The organism is Saliniramus sp. (assembly GCF_035311605.1).
Lineage (GTDB): Bacteria > Pseudomonadota > Alphaproteobacteria > Rhizobiales > Beijerinckiaceae > Saliniramus.
Genome location: NZ_DATGCW010000007.1, coordinates 20,504 through 35,369, shown reverse-complemented (window position 1 = coordinate 35,369; position 14,866 = coordinate 20,504). Strand labels below are relative to the sequence as shown.

The following is a 14,866-nucleotide window of genomic DNA, read 5'->3' as shown; positions in this document are numbered from 1 at the left end:
GAATCCGCCCCCGCCCCGATCCTGCGCCGCCTCGCGGCGGAAGCCGGCGTCCCCGATCTCAAGCGGCTGGAAAAGGAACTCGCCGACACCCGCAGGATGGTGCGAAAGCTGTTCCAGCATTATCTCGAAGGCGGATCATCGACCTGACCGAACAGCGCCGGCATGACCGCTTCGATCGGCAAAGCGGGGCAGTTCTCATCAGCGGAGAGAAGGCCGGTGAGAGCGAGTTGGCTGTAACCGTGAACGATAGTCCAGAGCAGTATCTCCGCGCGCCGACTCGCATCGGCTGGCGTGAAGCGCGCAGGCACAAGAGCGTGACCGCGAAGAGTTCGAAGCGTTCATGCAATCGCGCAATCGCGTAACGCCCCCCGCAAGCGGGTCGCCGCGCTGAGCCTCATGCCGCAGCGTCACTCTGCAGCGTCGCGACCGCTGCCGTAGCGCTTTTCGATATAGTCGACGACGAGCTGCTTGAACTCGTTCGCGATCTGCGGCCCGCGCAGGGTCACCGCCTTCTTGCCGTCGATGAAGACCGGTGCGGCGGGTTGCTCGCCGGTACCGGGCAGCGAGATGCCGATATCGGCGTGTTTCGATTCGCCCGGCCCGTTCACGATGCAGCCCATCACCGCCACATTGAGCTCCTCGACACCCGGATGCGTCTCGCGCCAGCCGGGCATGGACGTGTTGATCCAGCTCTGGATGTCGCGAGCGAGTTCCTGGAAGACCGTCGAGGTGGTGCGGCCGCAGCCCGGACAGGCCGCGACGAGCGGAACGAAGGTACGAAAGCCCATCGTCTGCAACAATTCCTGCGCCGCCTTCACCTCCAGCGTGCGATCTCCACCGGGCTCGGGCGTCAGCGAGAAGCGGATCGTGTCGCCGATTCCGTCCTGCAGGAGGATTCCGAGGGCGGCGGAAGAGGCGACGATGCCCTTCGAGCCCATACCAGCCTCGGTCAGGCCCAGATGGATAGCGTAATCCGAGCGCCGCGCCACCTCCCGATAGATCGCGATCAGATCCTGCACACCCGACACCTTGGCCGAGAGGATGATGCGGTTGCGCGGCAGGCCGATCTCCTCGGCCCGCTCCGCCGAGAGCAGCGCCGATTGCACCATCGCCTCGCGGGTGATGGCGCGGGCATCAAGCGGGTTGTCGCTCCGGGCGTTCTTATCCATCAGATGGGTGAGCAATTCCTGATCGAGCGAACCCCAATTGGCACCGATACGCACGGCCTTGTCATTTCGGATCGCCTGCTCGACGATCATGCCGAACTGCTTGTCCTTCTTGTCCTTGAAGCCGACATTGCCCGGATTGATCCGGTACTTCGCCAGCGCCTCGGCACAAGCCGGGTGATCCTTCAGCAGCTGATGGCCGATATAATGGAAATCGCCGACGAGCGGCACGTTGATGCCCAGCCGCTCCAGCCGCTCGCGCACCTTCGGCACGGCTGCCGCCGATTCGTCGCGATCGACGGTGATGCGCACGATCTCCGAGCCGGCATTGGCCAGAGCCGCCACCTGCGCCACGGTGGCATCGATATCCGCCGTGTCGGTATTGGTCATCGATTGTACGACGATCGGGGCGCCCCCGCCGACCGTGACATGGCCCACGGGCACCCCGATGCTGCGATGGCGTTGCGCCGGACCGGCGGTGGAGGCTTCGATATCGGACATGTTGCTTCCGGAAATACGCTGCGCAATGAACCCAATGCGTTAAGTGATGCGATCAGACCCGCGCGTCAAGCATCGCCTTGCTTTTCGCTGCAATGTCCGCACAGGCCGGAAATCTCGAGAACCGGGTGACGCGGCTTGAATTGCTCGGCGCTGAGCATCTGCCCGAGCGCCTGCGACAATGGCGGTGCGCAACGTTCGTCGACGCCGCCGCATGCGTCGCAGATCAGGAAGGCGACGAGTTCCTCCGGGCCGTGGCCATGCGGACAGGCGATGAAGGCGTTGCGGCTGGCCAGACGATGCACGAAACCCTGCGCGATCAGAAAATCGAGGGCGCGATAGATCGTGATCGGCGCGAGCGTCTTGCCCTCCTGCGGGCCGAGAATGTCGATGATTTCATAAGCGCCGACGGGCTTGTGCGTGTCGTAGAGCGCCCCAAGCACGGCGCGCCGCATCGGAGTCAGGCGCTGCCTTCGCTCCCCGCAGATCGCTTCCGCACGCGCCAGCGCCTCGCCAGCCTCCGCAGCCCGCTCGCGCGCATGGCGGCAGGGTGCGCCGTCATGATCGTGATCACGGTCATGATGGTCATGGCCGCGCCCACGATCCGAATGGCTCTCGACCATTTTGCCTCCAAGGCTCAAATCGCGTGTGATCATGAATGTAACAATATACCAGATTCCGCGCGAGCACCAGAACAGGCGCGCCGTTTCAGTAGCCGTGCAGCCGGTCAATGAGGCGCTGCAGCCGGGTCATGTCTGCGAAAATGTCGTGGATCGCCGCTTCGAGATCGATATCGCTGCGCAGGATCGAGGGCATGGCCAGCAGATCCTGGCGGCGCGGAATCGCCATATAGAACCAGTCCCCGTCGAATACGGCCGTGAGCGGCGCATCGCGGCCCTTGCCGCCGATCTCGTCGTCAATGGCGATCAAGGCGCGGGCGAGTCCCGCCGTGATGGTGGCGCGGGCGAGATCGGCATCGGCGCTATAGACCGCGAATCGCTCCTCGAATGCCGCATCGTCGAACACCACGCGCTCCCGGTGGCGCCGATGGCCGAGCGTCAGCGCCTCGGCGACACGGTTGAGCATTCCGCCGTAATCGCGCGCGACACGGATCATGGGCGAGACGGGATAAGGCGCGCGCACCTTCACCAGGAGCCCCTTGAAGACGGTACGTCGGCTGCTGTTTCGCCCGCGCGTCACCTGTTCGAGATGGGCCTGCGCGACCTCGAAGGGCGTGCCGCGGCGACTGCCGCTCACATGATGCTCGATATCCGCGCGGTTGTGCCCGCCGATGAGATTGCGTGTGCGAAACGCCTCGGCGAATTGCGGATCGCGGGCGTTCGCGCTGTAATCGAGATTGCCGATGAATCCGGTGATCTCCGGCATCACGATGGCGAACATCCGATCACGCCAGCCGCGCGAGCGGCGACGCACCAGCATGTAGCCGACAAGACCGACCATCGCTTCGCCGAAGACGAGGGGGCCGAGGTAATCCTTGCCGAAATAGTCCCAGGTAAGGAAACCGGCGAATAATGCGAGCGCGATCAGAGCCGCCAGTTCGAGCAGCGTGCGGCGCACGGCGGCATTGCGCTGGCTCTGCAACGTGTCGAGACGCGGGAGCAGCTGCGTCCGGTAGACTTCCGCGAAGCCACGCTCCAGCTCGTGGATTTCCTTGAAATCGCGCTTTGACAAACTTCGATCTCCGATATCAACGGAAATGATCGTGACACGGATATCTTGCACTTCCGTTTCCCGGGTCATTGCACGCATACTGGGACCATGACGGAATCCGATCGCAATATCACAATCGATACCCTGTTCGACGCCGCCGCCTCCGTGCGCGAACGTGCGCACGCCCCCTATTCGCGCTTCCGGGTCGGCGCCGCCGTGATCGACGAGACGGGCGCGCTTCATACCGGCTGCAACGTCGAGAATGCCGCTTATCCTGAAGGCGTCTGCGCCGAAGCGGCGGCGATCGCGGCGATGGTGGCCTCCGGTGGCAGGCGAATCCGCGCCATCGCGGTGATCGGCTCCGGCGCGGCCATGACAACGCCCTGCGGCGGTTGCCGCCAGCGCATCCGCGAATTCGCCGATGCCGATACCCGGATCCATTTGCACGATCCGGCGACGGATTCACGCCACAGCCTGTCATTGGAAGAATTGCTGCCGCTCGCCTTCGGCCCGGCCAATCTGAAGGACGATATCCGATGAGCCAGGACTACGACGCCGCCATCGCCGAAGCGCGCGCGGCGCTCATGCGGGCAGATTTTCCGCGCGATCACACCTGCGCCATCGTGCTCGGGACCGGGCTCGGCGCGCTCGTCGATGATCTCGAGGACCCGGTCGGTCTCGATTACACCGCAATCCCGCATTTTCCGGAAAGCCCGGTGAGCGGCCATGCGGGCCGGCTCGTCTCGGGCCGGCTCGCCGGGCGGCGTGTGCTGCTGATGCAGGGGCGCAAGCATTATTACGAGACCGGTGATGCGCAGGCGATGCGGGTGCCGATCGGCCTGCTCGCGGCTTTGGGCGCCCCGCCGCTCGTCCTGACCAATGCCGCCGGCTCCACCCGAGCGGAAATTCCGCCCGGGTCGCTGGCCATGATCACCGATCACATAGCGTTCTCCGGACTCAATCCGCTGATCGGCGAGGCGGATGAGCGGCGTTTCGTGCCGATGTCGCAGGCCTATGATCCCGGGCTCGCGACTTTGCTCGAAAGCGCCGCGCGCGCATGCGGCGTGACGCTGGCGCGCGGGGTCTACATCTGGTTTTCCGGGCCGAGCTTCGAGACGCCGGCAGAGATCCGCATGGCGCAGGTGATGGGAGCTGATTTCGTCGGCATGTCCACCGCGCCGGAGGTGATCCTCGCGCGATTCTACGGGCTGCGCGTGGCGGGCATCTCGACTATCACCAACATGGCGGCGGGGCTGTCGCCGATCGCGCCGGCGCATGATGAGACCAAACGCGTCGCGGCGCAGGCAAGCGGGGACCTGCGGGCGCTGCTGGCCGGCTTCGTCGCGTCGCTGCCCGCACAATCGACGGAAGCATCATGAGCGAAGCGGATTTTCTCCCACAGGAAGTCATCCGGGCGCTGCGTGACGGCCAAGAGCCGGCGAGCGATGATATCGCGCGCTTCATCGCCGGCCTCACCGACGGGCGCGTTGGCGAAGGCCAGGCGGCGGCTTTCGCCATGGCGGTCTTCTTCCGGGGTCTGTCGCGGGAAGGCCGCGTGGCGCTCACCCGCGCCATGACCGAATCGGGCCGGGTGCTGGCCTGGGATCTGCCCGGGCCCATCCTCGACAAGCATTCCACTGGCGGCGTGGGCGATTGCATCAGCCTCGCTCTCGCGCCGGCGGTGGCGGCCTGCGGCGGATACGTGCCGATGATCTCCGGGCGCGGCCTCGGCCATACCGGCGGCACCCTAGACAAACTCGATTCCATCCCCGGCTACGTTTCCCAGCCCGGGCTCGACGCCTTCCGAAAGGCGGTGCGCGAGGCCGGCTGCGCCATTATCGGCCAGACGGTCGATCTCGCCCCGGCGGACCGGCGCCTCTACGCCATTCGCGACGTGACTGCGACGGTCGAATCGATCGATCTGATCACCGCCTCCATCCTCTCCAAGAAACTCGCGGCGGGGCTTGACGGGCTGGTCATGGACGTCAAGACCGGATCCGGCGCCTTCATGCCCGATCTCGCCGGATCGCGGGCGCTTGCGCAGAGCATCGTCGATGTGGCCGAGGGTGCCGGCCTGCCGACGCGGGCGCTCATCACCGACATGGACGAGCCGCTGGCTCCCGTTGCCGGCAATGCGCGCGAAGTGGCCTTCATCATCGCCTATCTGAAGGGCGCGCATGCTGATTCGCGTTTTCATGCGGTGAATTGCGCGCTCGGTGGCGCCATGCTCGCGCTCGGCGGCCTCGCCCGCGACACGTCCGAGGGTGAGGCGATGATCGCGCGGGCGATCGCCTCGGGCGCGTCCGCAGAGCGTTTCGCCCGCATGGTCGCAGCACTCGGCGGCCCCACCGATATGGTCGAGCGCGCCGAGGCGCATCTCGTGGCTGCACCCGTGATGCGCGACGTCACGGCGCCGCGTGCGGGCTACATCGCGCGCATCGCCACCCGCGAAATCGGCCTCGCCGTGGTCGCGCTCGGCGGCGGGCGGGTGCAGCCGGGGGATGGAATCGATCACCGGGTTGGCGTCGATGCCCTTGCGGGATGCGGCGCGAAGGTCGATGCTGGCACCATACTGGCGCGCGTGCATGCGCGCGACGAGGAGACGGCGCGTACTGCGTGTGCGCGCATCCTCGCCGCCTTCACGATCGCCGATGCGCAACCCGGCCCCGCAGCACTCGTCGCCGATCGTATCGGCGGCTGAGCGGCGCGAGGCCCCGTCGAAGAGGATGAACGCCCGTGACCTTGCTCGTCGCACTCTCGGGATGGGATGCCCAGACCTGGGTCGATCGTTTCGCCGCGCTCCTGCCGGACCGTAATGTCGTCGCCCTCGGCGAACCTTTCGACCGGCGCGAGGTACATTACGCGGTGACCTGGAAGCACCCGCCTGGCGCGCTGGCCGGCCTGCCCAATCTTGCCGCGATCTTCTCGTTGGGTGCCGGTGTCGATCACCTGATGGGTGATGATCGCCTGCCCGAGGTGCCGATCGTGCGCGTCGTGGACGAGGATCTCACCGGGCGGATGAGCGAATACGTTGTGATGCATGCCCTGATGCATCTGCGCCAGCAGCCGCGCTACATGGCGCAGCAACAGCGTGGCGTGTGGGAGGATGACCGCCTCCAGCCCGCCGCCCACGAGGTCCGCGTCGGCGTGATGGGGCTCGGCGTGCTCGGCATTGATGCCGCGCGCAAGCTGAAGATGATGGGGTTCGACGTCGCCGGCTGGTCGCGCTCGCCGAAGGATATCGACGATTTCCCGACTTTCTCCGGCACGGACGGGCTCGGCCCCTTCCTCGCGCGCACCGACATCCTCGTGGTGCTGTTGCCGCTCACCGATGCAACGAAGGGTATTCTCGATTACAAGCTGCTCGCGCAACTCGCCCATGACGGGCGTCTCGGCGGCCCGGTCGTCATCAATGCCGGGCGCGGCGGCCTGCAAAACGAGCCCGACATCCTGCGCGCCCTTGATGACGGCAAGCTGAAAGCCGCGAGCCTTGATGTCTTCGTCGAGGAGCCGTTGCCGCCGGATTCGCCCTTGTGGAAGCGCGAGGAAATCCTCATCACCCCCCACAATGCGGCGATGAGCGCCCCCGACGCCATCGCCGCCCAGATCGCCGATCAGATCAGGAATGTCGAATCCGGCGGTGCCCTGCGCAACCTGGTCGATCGCGCCCGGGGGTATTGAGCGGGGCCAGGGCGCGGCCTTCATGCAGGGCGCAGTATCCCTCTCCCTCGTGCGTGGACAGACCGGGGACATGGTGAACGGTCGAAGGGTTGTTCCAGCTAGAGCATGAGGGCAGGCCCCGGCCTCCCTGCCCGCCGGCTACGAAGCCGTTATCATCGTAAAATCGTTCAGGCCGCCGCAGCGGCGAGAGCGGCCTGGGGATCCCGGGCGCTGTCGGCCACATCGCGTCCAATCAGATCGGTCAGCCCCTCCGCGCCCGTGCGCTTCAGATGATCGCAGATGCCCCGCTTGATGGCGCCGACGAGCCCCGGCCCCTGATAGACCAGAGCGGAATAGAGCTGCAGCAGGCTCGCGCCGGCGCGCAGCTTTGCGATTGCCGCCTGCGGCGAATCGATGCCGCCCACGCCGATCAGCGGAACGCGCCCCTCGACGCGCAGCGCCGTCTGCGCCAGCACCTGGGTCGAGCGCAGGAAGAGCGGGCGCCCGGAGAGGCCGCCGGCCTCGCCCGCCATGGCTTTCTCCGTCAAATCCGCAGGGCGGACGGTGGTGGTGTTCGAGACGATCATGCCGTCGATGCCGCGCGCGCACACGGTCGCGACGACCCCGTCGAGGCCGGCTTCGTCCATGTCCGGAGCGATCTTGATCAGCAGTGCCGTGCGGCTGCCGATCGCGGCATCGGCTTCATCGCGCGCGGCGGTGCAGCCGGCGAGCAGCTCATCGAGGAAGGCCTCACCCTGGAGATCGCGCAGGCCGGGGGTGTTGGGAGAGGAGATGTTGATGGTGAGGAACTGCGCGAGCCCGCACAGACGCGTCACCAGCATCACGTAATCGGCGATACGGTCGCGCGATTCCTTGTTGGCGCCGAGATTGACGCCGACAATTCCCGGGCGTCCACGCCGCCGGCGCAGGCGCTCGGATATGGCGGCGAGGCCGTCGCTGTTGAGGCCGAACCGGTTGATGATCGCCCCGTCACGCGTCAGCCGAAAGACCCGCGGGCGCGGATTGCCCGGCTGCGGCAGGGGGGTGACGCCGCCGCATTCGACGAAGCCGAAACCGAGTCCGAGCAACTGGTCGGGCACGTCGCATTGCTTGTCATATCCGGCAGCCAGACCGAGCGGATTGGGGAAATCGAGGCCGAAGGCGGTCATGCCCAGACGCGGATCGTCGGGTGCCGGCCTGCGTGGCGGCAGCAGCGACAGCGCGCGAATCGAGGCGTGATGGGCAGTTTCCGGATCAAGGGCGTGCAGCGCCGGACGGGCGAGTGAAAACAGCGCTCCGATCACGCAACGCCCTCCGGAAAGACATGCCGGCCCTGCGCATCGCGGGGCAGCGGCACGACCGCGCGCACGGCGCTGAGCGGAAGGGGCCCGTAAAGGTGCGGAAACAGATCGCCGCCGCGTGACGGCTCGTATTTCAAGGCGGGACCAAGCGCCGGGCCGTCAACGGCGATCAGCAGGAGATCATTCTGGCCGGCGAAGTGTTTCGCCGCCGTTTCGCGCAGCTGCGAGGCCGTGGAAAAATGGATGAAACCGTCAGCGACATCGACCGGAGCGCCGTCGAAGCGCCCGGACGCCTCGGCCCGCTCCCACATCGGGCGGGGGGCGATCTTCCAGACGATGTCGGGATCGCGCGGATCGGGGGTGCCATCCTGCCGGTTCATTGCCTGTCTCCGATCGCCGTTGCGCGGGTCGCCGCTCGGGAACAGGCTTATAGGCAGCGCCGTCGATGCATGCAAGCCTCTGCGGCATGACGGGGCGGAGCCGCGGCTGACGGGGAAAATTGTCTTCGCGATGCGCGGAAAATCTTGACGACGTGCGGAAAGCGTTTGCGCAGGGATATGCGCTTTGCTATATTTCCTAATATAAGGCGATATTCGTAAATCTTTACGCTTCCTTTGTGAGGCGATTGGTTGTCCAGCGCCGGAGCAGATTCATGTTGACCCACACCCAGATCTGGGCCGCGATCGACCGTCTTGCCGAAGCCAACGGGATGTCGGCTTCCGGGCTCGCCCGCAGGGCCGGGCTCGACGCGACGAGCTTCAACAAGTCGAAGCGTGTCGCCTCTGATGGACGCGAGCGATGGCCTTCGAGTGAATCAATCGCCAAGATTCTGGCCGCCACAGGTACCGACCTGCACGGTTTTGTCGATCTCGTCGAACCGTCTGCGCCACCGCCGCGCATGGCGGTTCCGCTTGTCGGTTGGGCACAGGCGGGTTCTGGCGGATTGTTCACCGAAGACGGGATGCCCGCCGGTTCCGGCTGGGAGGAAATCGCCTTTCCGGATGCCGGCCCGGACAAGCTCTTCGCGGTCGAGGTGTCCGGCGATTCCATGGAGCCGCTTTATCGCGACGGCGACATCCTGATCGTCTCCCCCGATGCGGGTATACGCCGGGGGGACAGGGTTGTGGTGCGATTGCATAACGGTGAGGTTATGGCAAAGGAGCTGGAGAGGCAGACTCTCCGCAATGTGGAGCTGAGATCACTCAATTCCGCGCATCCCAACCGCATGATTCCGGTTTCAGATATCTCCTGGATTGCGCGAATTATGTGGGTAAGGCAATAATTTACCATTAATAGATAATTACAAATTATACTTCATGAATTTTTATTATTTTTGTTTGACTCATCAGGGGTCCTCGGCGATTGTACGGACATTCGGATTGCCCAAGAGGACGAGCCATGATCGACGCGAAAACGAATAATTCGGGTGAAATGCCGACCACGGGCGATGCAGTCGCCGACAGCCCCAGCCTCGCAACCTTCATTGCCGCGCTGACCGATTGTTTCGAAATCCCGCCGGAGCAACTGGAGCAAACACTGCTCTGCTGCTCTGCCGAGAAGCTCGCAACCTTCCTCGCCGGGAATCACGACAGCGCCGTGAAGCTGCGCAAGCTGCTTCAGCTCGATCCCGCCCGGATTGATGCCGCCGAGCTCGCCGTCGCCCTGTCGCAGCCTGCGGGGCATGTCTGCCGCGCGGTGTTCGAGACGCTCGACCGGATGGCACGCATCGCGATCGACCCGGAAACGGTGCTTGTTACACGCATGCGCCATACCAAACAGTGCATTCTCGCCGCCTGGGATCGCGCCATCGACCTGGTCGCACCCGCCGGATACATCGCGCAGGAGGAGGCCTATGATCTTGGCATCGGTTCGCAGGTCTATGCCGCCATGGCGGCGCGCTACGGCAAGACCGATATCGAGGCCCTGAGCCATGGCGAGTTTCTTGCGCTCGCGCCGCGGCTGATCGAATTCTGGCCCGTGAGCGAGGATGGTCTGAAGGCTCTGACCGATATGCTCTATGAGCTCGAAGACGTGATCGAGCTGCATAGCGACGCCCAATTCATGGCCATCATGCGCGATGCTGCGGAGTGAGCGCGCAGGCGGCGCTCACGCTCGTGAGGTCAGGCCGCGCTGGCCGCGTCCGGCGCCGCACCAACCTTCGCTGCGGTAATCACCGCCTGGGTGCGGCTGTCGACCCCGAGTTTCTGCAGGATCGCGGAAACATGCGCCTTCACCGTCGCCTCGGATACGTTGAGTTCATAGGCGATCTGCTTGTTCAGGAGGCCCTCCGACAGCATCATCAGCACACGCACCTGCTGCGGGGTGAGGCTGGCGAGGCGCCGGGCAATGGCATCGACCGCATCATCCTGACCGGTCTGCGGCAGATCCGGGTCGATCCAGGTCTCGCCGGCCAGAATGGCGGCAACCGCCTCGGCGATGCGTACGCTATCGGCTGATTTCGGAATGAAACCGGCCGCGCCGAATGACATGGCGCGGCGGACATTGGCGGCATCCTCACTGGCCGAGACAATCGCGACCGGTATTGCGGGATGCTGTGCGCGCAGATAGATCAGACCGGAAAAGCCTTGAGCCCCCGGCATGGCGAGATCGAGCAGGATCAGGTCAGCCGCGTCATCCTCACGCAGGGCCCTTATCAGATCATCGAGATCACCGGCTTCGCGTATCCGCGCCCCTGGCATGGCGAGAGCGAGTGCCTGACACAGTGCGCCACGAAACAGCGGATGATCATCCGCTATGATGATGGTCGTTTCGCCATCCAAAGCCATTATCCCCCCGGATAAAACCGTTCTTATGCTCTGAAGCCGTATTCTCTGCCTTTTTTTGTGAAATGCAACTTTGGTGTGAGAAGCAATTCCATTGCAATGCAGCAATCATCGCCTGCTGCAGCCTACGGTCAAGTACGGATCGTTAACTTCCGCTTGGAATAATATTGCCTCTTCGTGGTTTCGCCGGGAATGACGTTTTGATTGATCATGCTTCCATCTGCCGCGCCTGCCGCGACGGCAATGCCTTCAAGACACCTTTTTCAATGGCTTTCCAGCCGATCGTCAACCGCGCCACCAGCGCCGTCTTCGCCTACGAAGCGCTGGTGCGCGGTCCCGTCGGCGAGGGCGCGGGCAGCGTGCTCGGTACGGTCGACGACACCAACCGCTATGCCTTCGACCAGGCCGCGCGGGTGAGAGCGCTGGAACTCGCGGCACAGCTCGACCTGCCCCGCAAGGCGTCGAACCTCTCGATCAATTTCCTGCCCAATGCCGTCTACCGCCCGGAAGCCTGTATCCGCACCACGCTGGAGACTGCGTCGCGGGTCGATTATCCGATCGATTCCCTCATTTTCGAACTGACCGAGGGCGAAGCCGTGGCCGATGCCGGGCATCTGACGCGGATCGTCGAGAGCTATCGCAAGATGGGCTTCAAGACCGCGATCGACGATTTCGGCGCCGGCTATTCCGGCCTCAACCTGCTGGCCCGCTTCCAGCCGGATATCGTCAAGCTCGATATGGAACTCGTGCGCGACATTGACCGTGAGAGGGTCAAGCGCGTCATCGTCTCGGGAATCATGCACATCTGTGATGATCTCGGCATCACCGTCATCGGTGAGGGCGTCGAGACGGTGGGTGAGAGCGCGGCTTTGTGCGATCTCGGCATCGCGCTGCAACAGGGTTACCTCTTCGCCCGGCCCGGTTTCGAAACACTGCCCGATCCCGTCATGCCGGCGGAGCCGGCCTGCGCCTGATCCGCAGCCGCAGCGCGGAGCGGGTGCATTTCGCGCTCGCCTTTTTTCAGAATGGTAAGCAGGCTGTCGATGCTATCGGCCTCGGCGGCGGGCTTGTCCCAGCGGATGCGGTGGATGCGCGGAAAGCGCATGGCGATGCCGGATTTGTGGCGCGGCGAGCGTTGCAGCCCCTCGAATGCGATCTCGAGCACGAGCCCTTCATCGGCCCCGTGGGCGACTTCGCGGACCGGGCCGTAGCGCGCACGGGTATGGGCGCGGACATGGCGGTCGAGCTGGCCGAGTTCGGCATCGGTGAAGCCGAAATAGGCCTTGCCGACGGGTACGATGCGCCAGCCTTCCGGCTCCTCGCGCCAGACGCCGAAGGTGAAATCCGAATAATAGGACGAGCGCCTGCCATGGCCGCGCTGGGCATACATCAGCACGGCATCGACGAGATGCGGATCGCGCTTCCATTTGAACCATTGTCCCCTGGGGCGCCCCGGCAGATAGGGGCTGTCGGCGCGCTTGAGCATCAGCCCCTCGACCGCCGTGGCATCGTCGCCCGCTCCAGCCTTTTCCGGAGCGACACGCGCTGCCGCGAGCGCCTCCCGATCGGCAAAAGGAACGAGTGGCGAGACATCGATGCGCGCGCAGTTCCACCCCGTCGCCGCCGCCTCCAGCACGGCGCGACGCTCGATGAAGGGCAGCGGGCGCAGATCCTCGGCTCCGCGCGCGAGCAGATCATAGGCGCGGATATGAGCGGGATAATCAGCCATCAGCTTGCGCGAGACGCTCTTGCGGTTGAGCCGCTGCTGCAGCACGTTGAAGCTCTGCACGCGCCCCTCGCGCAAAACCAGCAGCTCGCCATCGATGACGGTCTCTTCCGGCAGGATTTCGAGCAGATCGGGAAAGGCGGGCGAGATATCCTCGCCGGTGCGCGAATAGATCCGCCGCACCAGCCGCCCCTCCGCGTCGCGGGCGCAGGCGGCCTGGACGCGGATGCCGTCCCATTTCCATTCCGCGATGAAGGCTGCGGGATCGAGCCCCGCGAGATCGCTCTCGTCGAGCGGATGGGCCAGCATGGGCGGGCGGAAGGGGACGGGGTCGCGGCTCTGCGGTCGCTCGCCCATACCCTGCGCCCAGGCAAACAGCGCTTCATAGGGCGGCTCCAGCCCGTGCCAGACCTCCTCGATGTCATCCGGCGCGAGCGGGCCGAGCTCGGCCAGCGCGACCTTGGCGAGGCGCGCCGAGACGCCGACGCGCAGGGAGCCGGTGATCAGCTTGAGCAGCGCCCAGCGTCCGTTTTCGTCGAGCCTGTCGAGCCAGCCGGCCAGCAGGGCGGGCAGGCGCGCCTTGCCGGTTTCCGACAGGCCCGCCACTACCTCTGACAGGCTTGGCGCCGGCTCCTCCGGCGCGGCCTCATCCGGCTGCGGCCAGAGCAGCGCCACCGTCTCGGCCAGATCGCCGACGTAATTGTAGGACATCTCGAACAGCACCGGATCGACCCGCTCCGCGATCAGTGCACGGATGAGCCCGGCCTTGGCCTCGCGGAATGCGAGCCCGCCGGTCAGCGCCGCGAGCGCATAGCCGCGCTCCGGATCGGGCCGGCGCGCGAAATGGTCGGCGAGCAGGCGGATCTTGGCATTGCGCCCCGATTCGAAGGCGAGCCGGTCGAGCAGGGCGGCGAATTCCTGCATCACTGGGCTCCCTTCCGAGGCGATGCAATCCGCACCATCATGATTGCGCTTCCTCCTCGCCATAGCCGAGCAGGTTGAGCGGACGCGCCGCAATCCCCTCGCCGGCGCACCAATGCGCCAGCGCATCCGCCTCGCCATGCGTGAGCCAGACCTCGCCGGCGCCGGTTTCGCGGATGGTGGCGATGAGATCGTCCCAATCGGCATGATCGGAGACGACCAGCGGCAGCTCGACGCCCTTCTGGCGCGCACGGGCGCGCACCCGCATCCAGCCGCTGGCAAAGCAGGCGATCGGATCTGGGAACTTGCGCGACCAGCGATCCTGCATGGCCGAGGGCGGGCAGATCACGATCTCGCCGGCGAGCGTAGCGCGATCAGCCGCCGCGACCTTGCGCAGGGGACCGAGATCGATGCCCTGCGCCACGTAATAATCGCTGAGTTTTTCGAGCGCCCCGTGCAGCCAGATCGGGCGGTCATAGCCCTGGGCGCGCAGGAGCGCGATCATGCGCTGCGCCTTGCCGAGCGCATAGGCGCCGACGAGATGAGCGCGGTCGGGAAACAGCTGCGTCGAGGCGATCAGCTTGGCGATCTCATCGCGAATCGGGGGGTGCCGGAAGACGGGCAGGCCGAAGGTCGCCTCGCTGATGAAGACATCGCAGGGCACGCATTCGAAGGCGGCGCAGGTCGGATCCTCACCGCGTTTGTAGTCGCCGGTCACGACGAGGCGCAATCCGCCGCGCTCGATGACGATCTGGGCCGAGCCCAGGACATGGCCGGCGGGGATGAAGCGCACGCTCACATCGCCGATGCGGATCGCCTCGCCATAGGCCGCAGCCTGCGTCGTCTGCGCGTGAGTCTCGCCGTAGCGCAGGGCCATGATGTCGAGGGTCTGGGACGTGGCGAGCACGTGGGCATGGCCAGGCCGGGCGTGATCGGCATGGCCGTGGGTGACCAATGCGCGCGATACCGGGCGCAGCGGATCGATGTGAAAATCCCCTGCCGGGCAATACAGCCCCTGCAGCGTCAGGGTGAGCAGTTCCTCGGCGCGTGGCGTCATGGTCTGCTTTATAGCGCAAGGAGCGGCACAGGACAGGTTCGTTCATCGCTGCAAGCGGGTTCTGGCATTCGCGCGGTTGCCTC

Annotated in this window: 15 protein-coding genes; 7 read left to right on the top strand and 8 right to left on the bottom strand. The window is 65.4% G+C overall.

Going from position 1 to position 14,866, the window contains the following annotated elements:
* Positions 1-407 precede the first annotated feature (407 nt).
* The 3 genes from ispG to VKP01_RS00380 all read right to left on the bottom strand — a co-directional run bounded on the left by ispG (position 408) and on the right by VKP01_RS00380 (position 3,356).
* On the bottom strand, positions 408-1,667 hold the full coding sequence (gene ispG, locus VKP01_RS00390) for a flavodoxin-dependent (E)-4-hydroxy-3-methylbut-2-enyl-diphosphate synthase (RefSeq protein WP_324409663.1): 1,260 nt from the start codon (positions 1,665-1,667) through the stop codon (positions 408-410).
* 65 nt (positions 1,668-1,732) lie between these two features.
* Positions 1,733-2,287, bottom strand: coding sequence for a transcriptional repressor (locus VKP01_RS00385; RefSeq protein WP_324409662.1), 555 nt, complete (start codon positions 2,285-2,287; stop codon positions 1,733-1,735).
* 85 nt (positions 2,288-2,372) lie between these two features.
* Positions 2,373-3,356, bottom strand: coding sequence for a DUF3137 domain-containing protein (locus VKP01_RS00380; RefSeq protein ID WP_324409661.1), 984 nt, complete (start codon positions 3,354-3,356; stop codon positions 2,373-2,375).
* 87 nt (positions 3,357-3,443) lie between these two features.
* Between VKP01_RS00380 and VKP01_RS00375 the strand changes: the two genes are divergently transcribed.
* Genes VKP01_RS00375 through VKP01_RS00360 form a run of 4 tightly spaced genes read left to right on the top strand, consistent with a single transcriptional unit; the run spans position 3,444 to position 7,016 of the window.
* A complete protein-coding gene (locus tag VKP01_RS00375) occupies positions 3,444-3,875 on the top strand; it encodes a cytidine deaminase (RefSeq protein WP_324409660.1) in 432 nt (143 codons plus the stop codon).
* Positions 3,872-4,714, top strand: coding sequence for a purine-nucleoside phosphorylase (locus VKP01_RS00370; protein ID WP_324409659.1), 843 nt, complete (start codon positions 3,872-3,874; stop codon positions 4,712-4,714). The genes VKP01_RS00375 and VKP01_RS00370 overlap by 4 nt, the downstream gene beginning before the upstream one ends.
* Positions 4,711-6,036: a thymidine phosphorylase gene (deoA, locus tag VKP01_RS00365; protein ID WP_324409658.1), complete on the top strand. Its 1,326-nt coding sequence runs from the start codon at positions 4,711-4,713 to the stop codon at positions 6,034-6,036. The genes VKP01_RS00370 and deoA overlap by 4 nt, the downstream gene beginning before the upstream one ends.
* A 35-nt stretch (positions 6,037-6,071) precedes the next feature.
* The gene (locus VKP01_RS00360; RefSeq protein WP_324409657.1) at positions 6,072-7,016 is read left to right on the top strand and encodes a glyoxylate/hydroxypyruvate reductase A; all 945 of its coding nucleotides are present in this window, start codon (positions 6,072-6,074) and stop codon (positions 7,014-7,016) included.
* 167 nt (positions 7,017-7,183) lie between these two features.
* Here the strand turns inward: VKP01_RS00360 and VKP01_RS00355 are convergent, their stop codons facing one another.
* Both VKP01_RS00355 and VKP01_RS00350 read right to left on the bottom strand, forming a co-directional pair.
* Positions 7,184-8,299 carry a quinone-dependent dihydroorotate dehydrogenase gene (locus VKP01_RS00355; RefSeq protein WP_324409656.1) on the bottom strand — a complete coding sequence of 372 codons (1,116 nt, stop codon included), beginning with the start codon at positions 8,297-8,299 and terminating at the stop codon, positions 7,184-7,186.
* A complete protein-coding gene (locus VKP01_RS00350; RefSeq protein ID WP_324409655.1) occupies positions 8,296-8,676 on the bottom strand; it encodes a DUF952 domain-containing protein in 381 nt (126 codons plus the stop codon). The genes VKP01_RS00355 and VKP01_RS00350 overlap by 4 nt, the downstream gene beginning before the upstream one ends.
* A gap of 272 nt (positions 8,677-8,948) precedes the next feature.
* Between VKP01_RS00350 and VKP01_RS00345 the strand changes: the two genes are divergently transcribed.
* A complete protein-coding gene (locus VKP01_RS00345) occupies positions 8,949-9,578 on the top strand; it encodes a helix-turn-helix transcriptional regulator (protein ID WP_324409654.1) in 630 nt (209 codons plus the stop codon).
* A 116-nt stretch (positions 9,579-9,694) separates the two neighbouring features.
* Entirely contained in the window at positions 9,695-10,387 is a 693-nt protein-coding gene (locus VKP01_RS00340) for a hypothetical protein (RefSeq protein ID WP_324409653.1), read from the top strand.
* 29 nt (positions 10,388-10,416) lie between these two features.
* On the opposite strand, the gene VKP01_RS00335 is transcribed toward VKP01_RS00340, so the two are convergent.
* Positions 10,417-11,082, bottom strand: a complete 666-nt coding sequence (locus VKP01_RS00335) for a response regulator transcription factor (protein ID WP_324409652.1) — start codon at positions 11,080-11,082, stop codon at positions 10,417-10,419.
* Between the two features lie 263 nt (positions 11,083-11,345).
* Between VKP01_RS00335 and VKP01_RS00330 the strand changes: the two genes are divergently transcribed.
* Positions 11,346-12,053 carry an EAL domain-containing protein gene (locus tag VKP01_RS00330; protein ID WP_324409651.1) on the top strand — a complete coding sequence of 236 codons (708 nt, stop codon included), beginning with the start codon at positions 11,346-11,348 and terminating at the stop codon, positions 12,051-12,053.
* Here VKP01_RS00330 and VKP01_RS00325 read toward each other — a convergent pair.
* Together VKP01_RS00325 and VKP01_RS00320 are read right to left on the bottom strand one after the other, a co-directional pair.
* The gene (locus tag VKP01_RS00325) at positions 11,981-13,729 is read right to left on the bottom strand and encodes a cisplatin damage response ATP-dependent DNA ligase (RefSeq protein WP_324409650.1); all 1,749 of its coding nucleotides are present in this window, start codon (positions 13,727-13,729) and stop codon (positions 11,981-11,983) included. The genes VKP01_RS00330 and VKP01_RS00325 overlap by 73 nt on opposite strands.
* A 37-nt stretch (positions 13,730-13,766) precedes the next feature.
* The gene (locus VKP01_RS00320) at positions 13,767-14,783 is read right to left on the bottom strand and encodes a ligase-associated DNA damage response exonuclease (RefSeq protein ID WP_324409649.1); all 1,017 of its coding nucleotides are present in this window, start codon (positions 14,781-14,783) and stop codon (positions 13,767-13,769) included.
* Between the last annotated feature and the right edge of the window lie 83 nt (positions 14,784-14,866).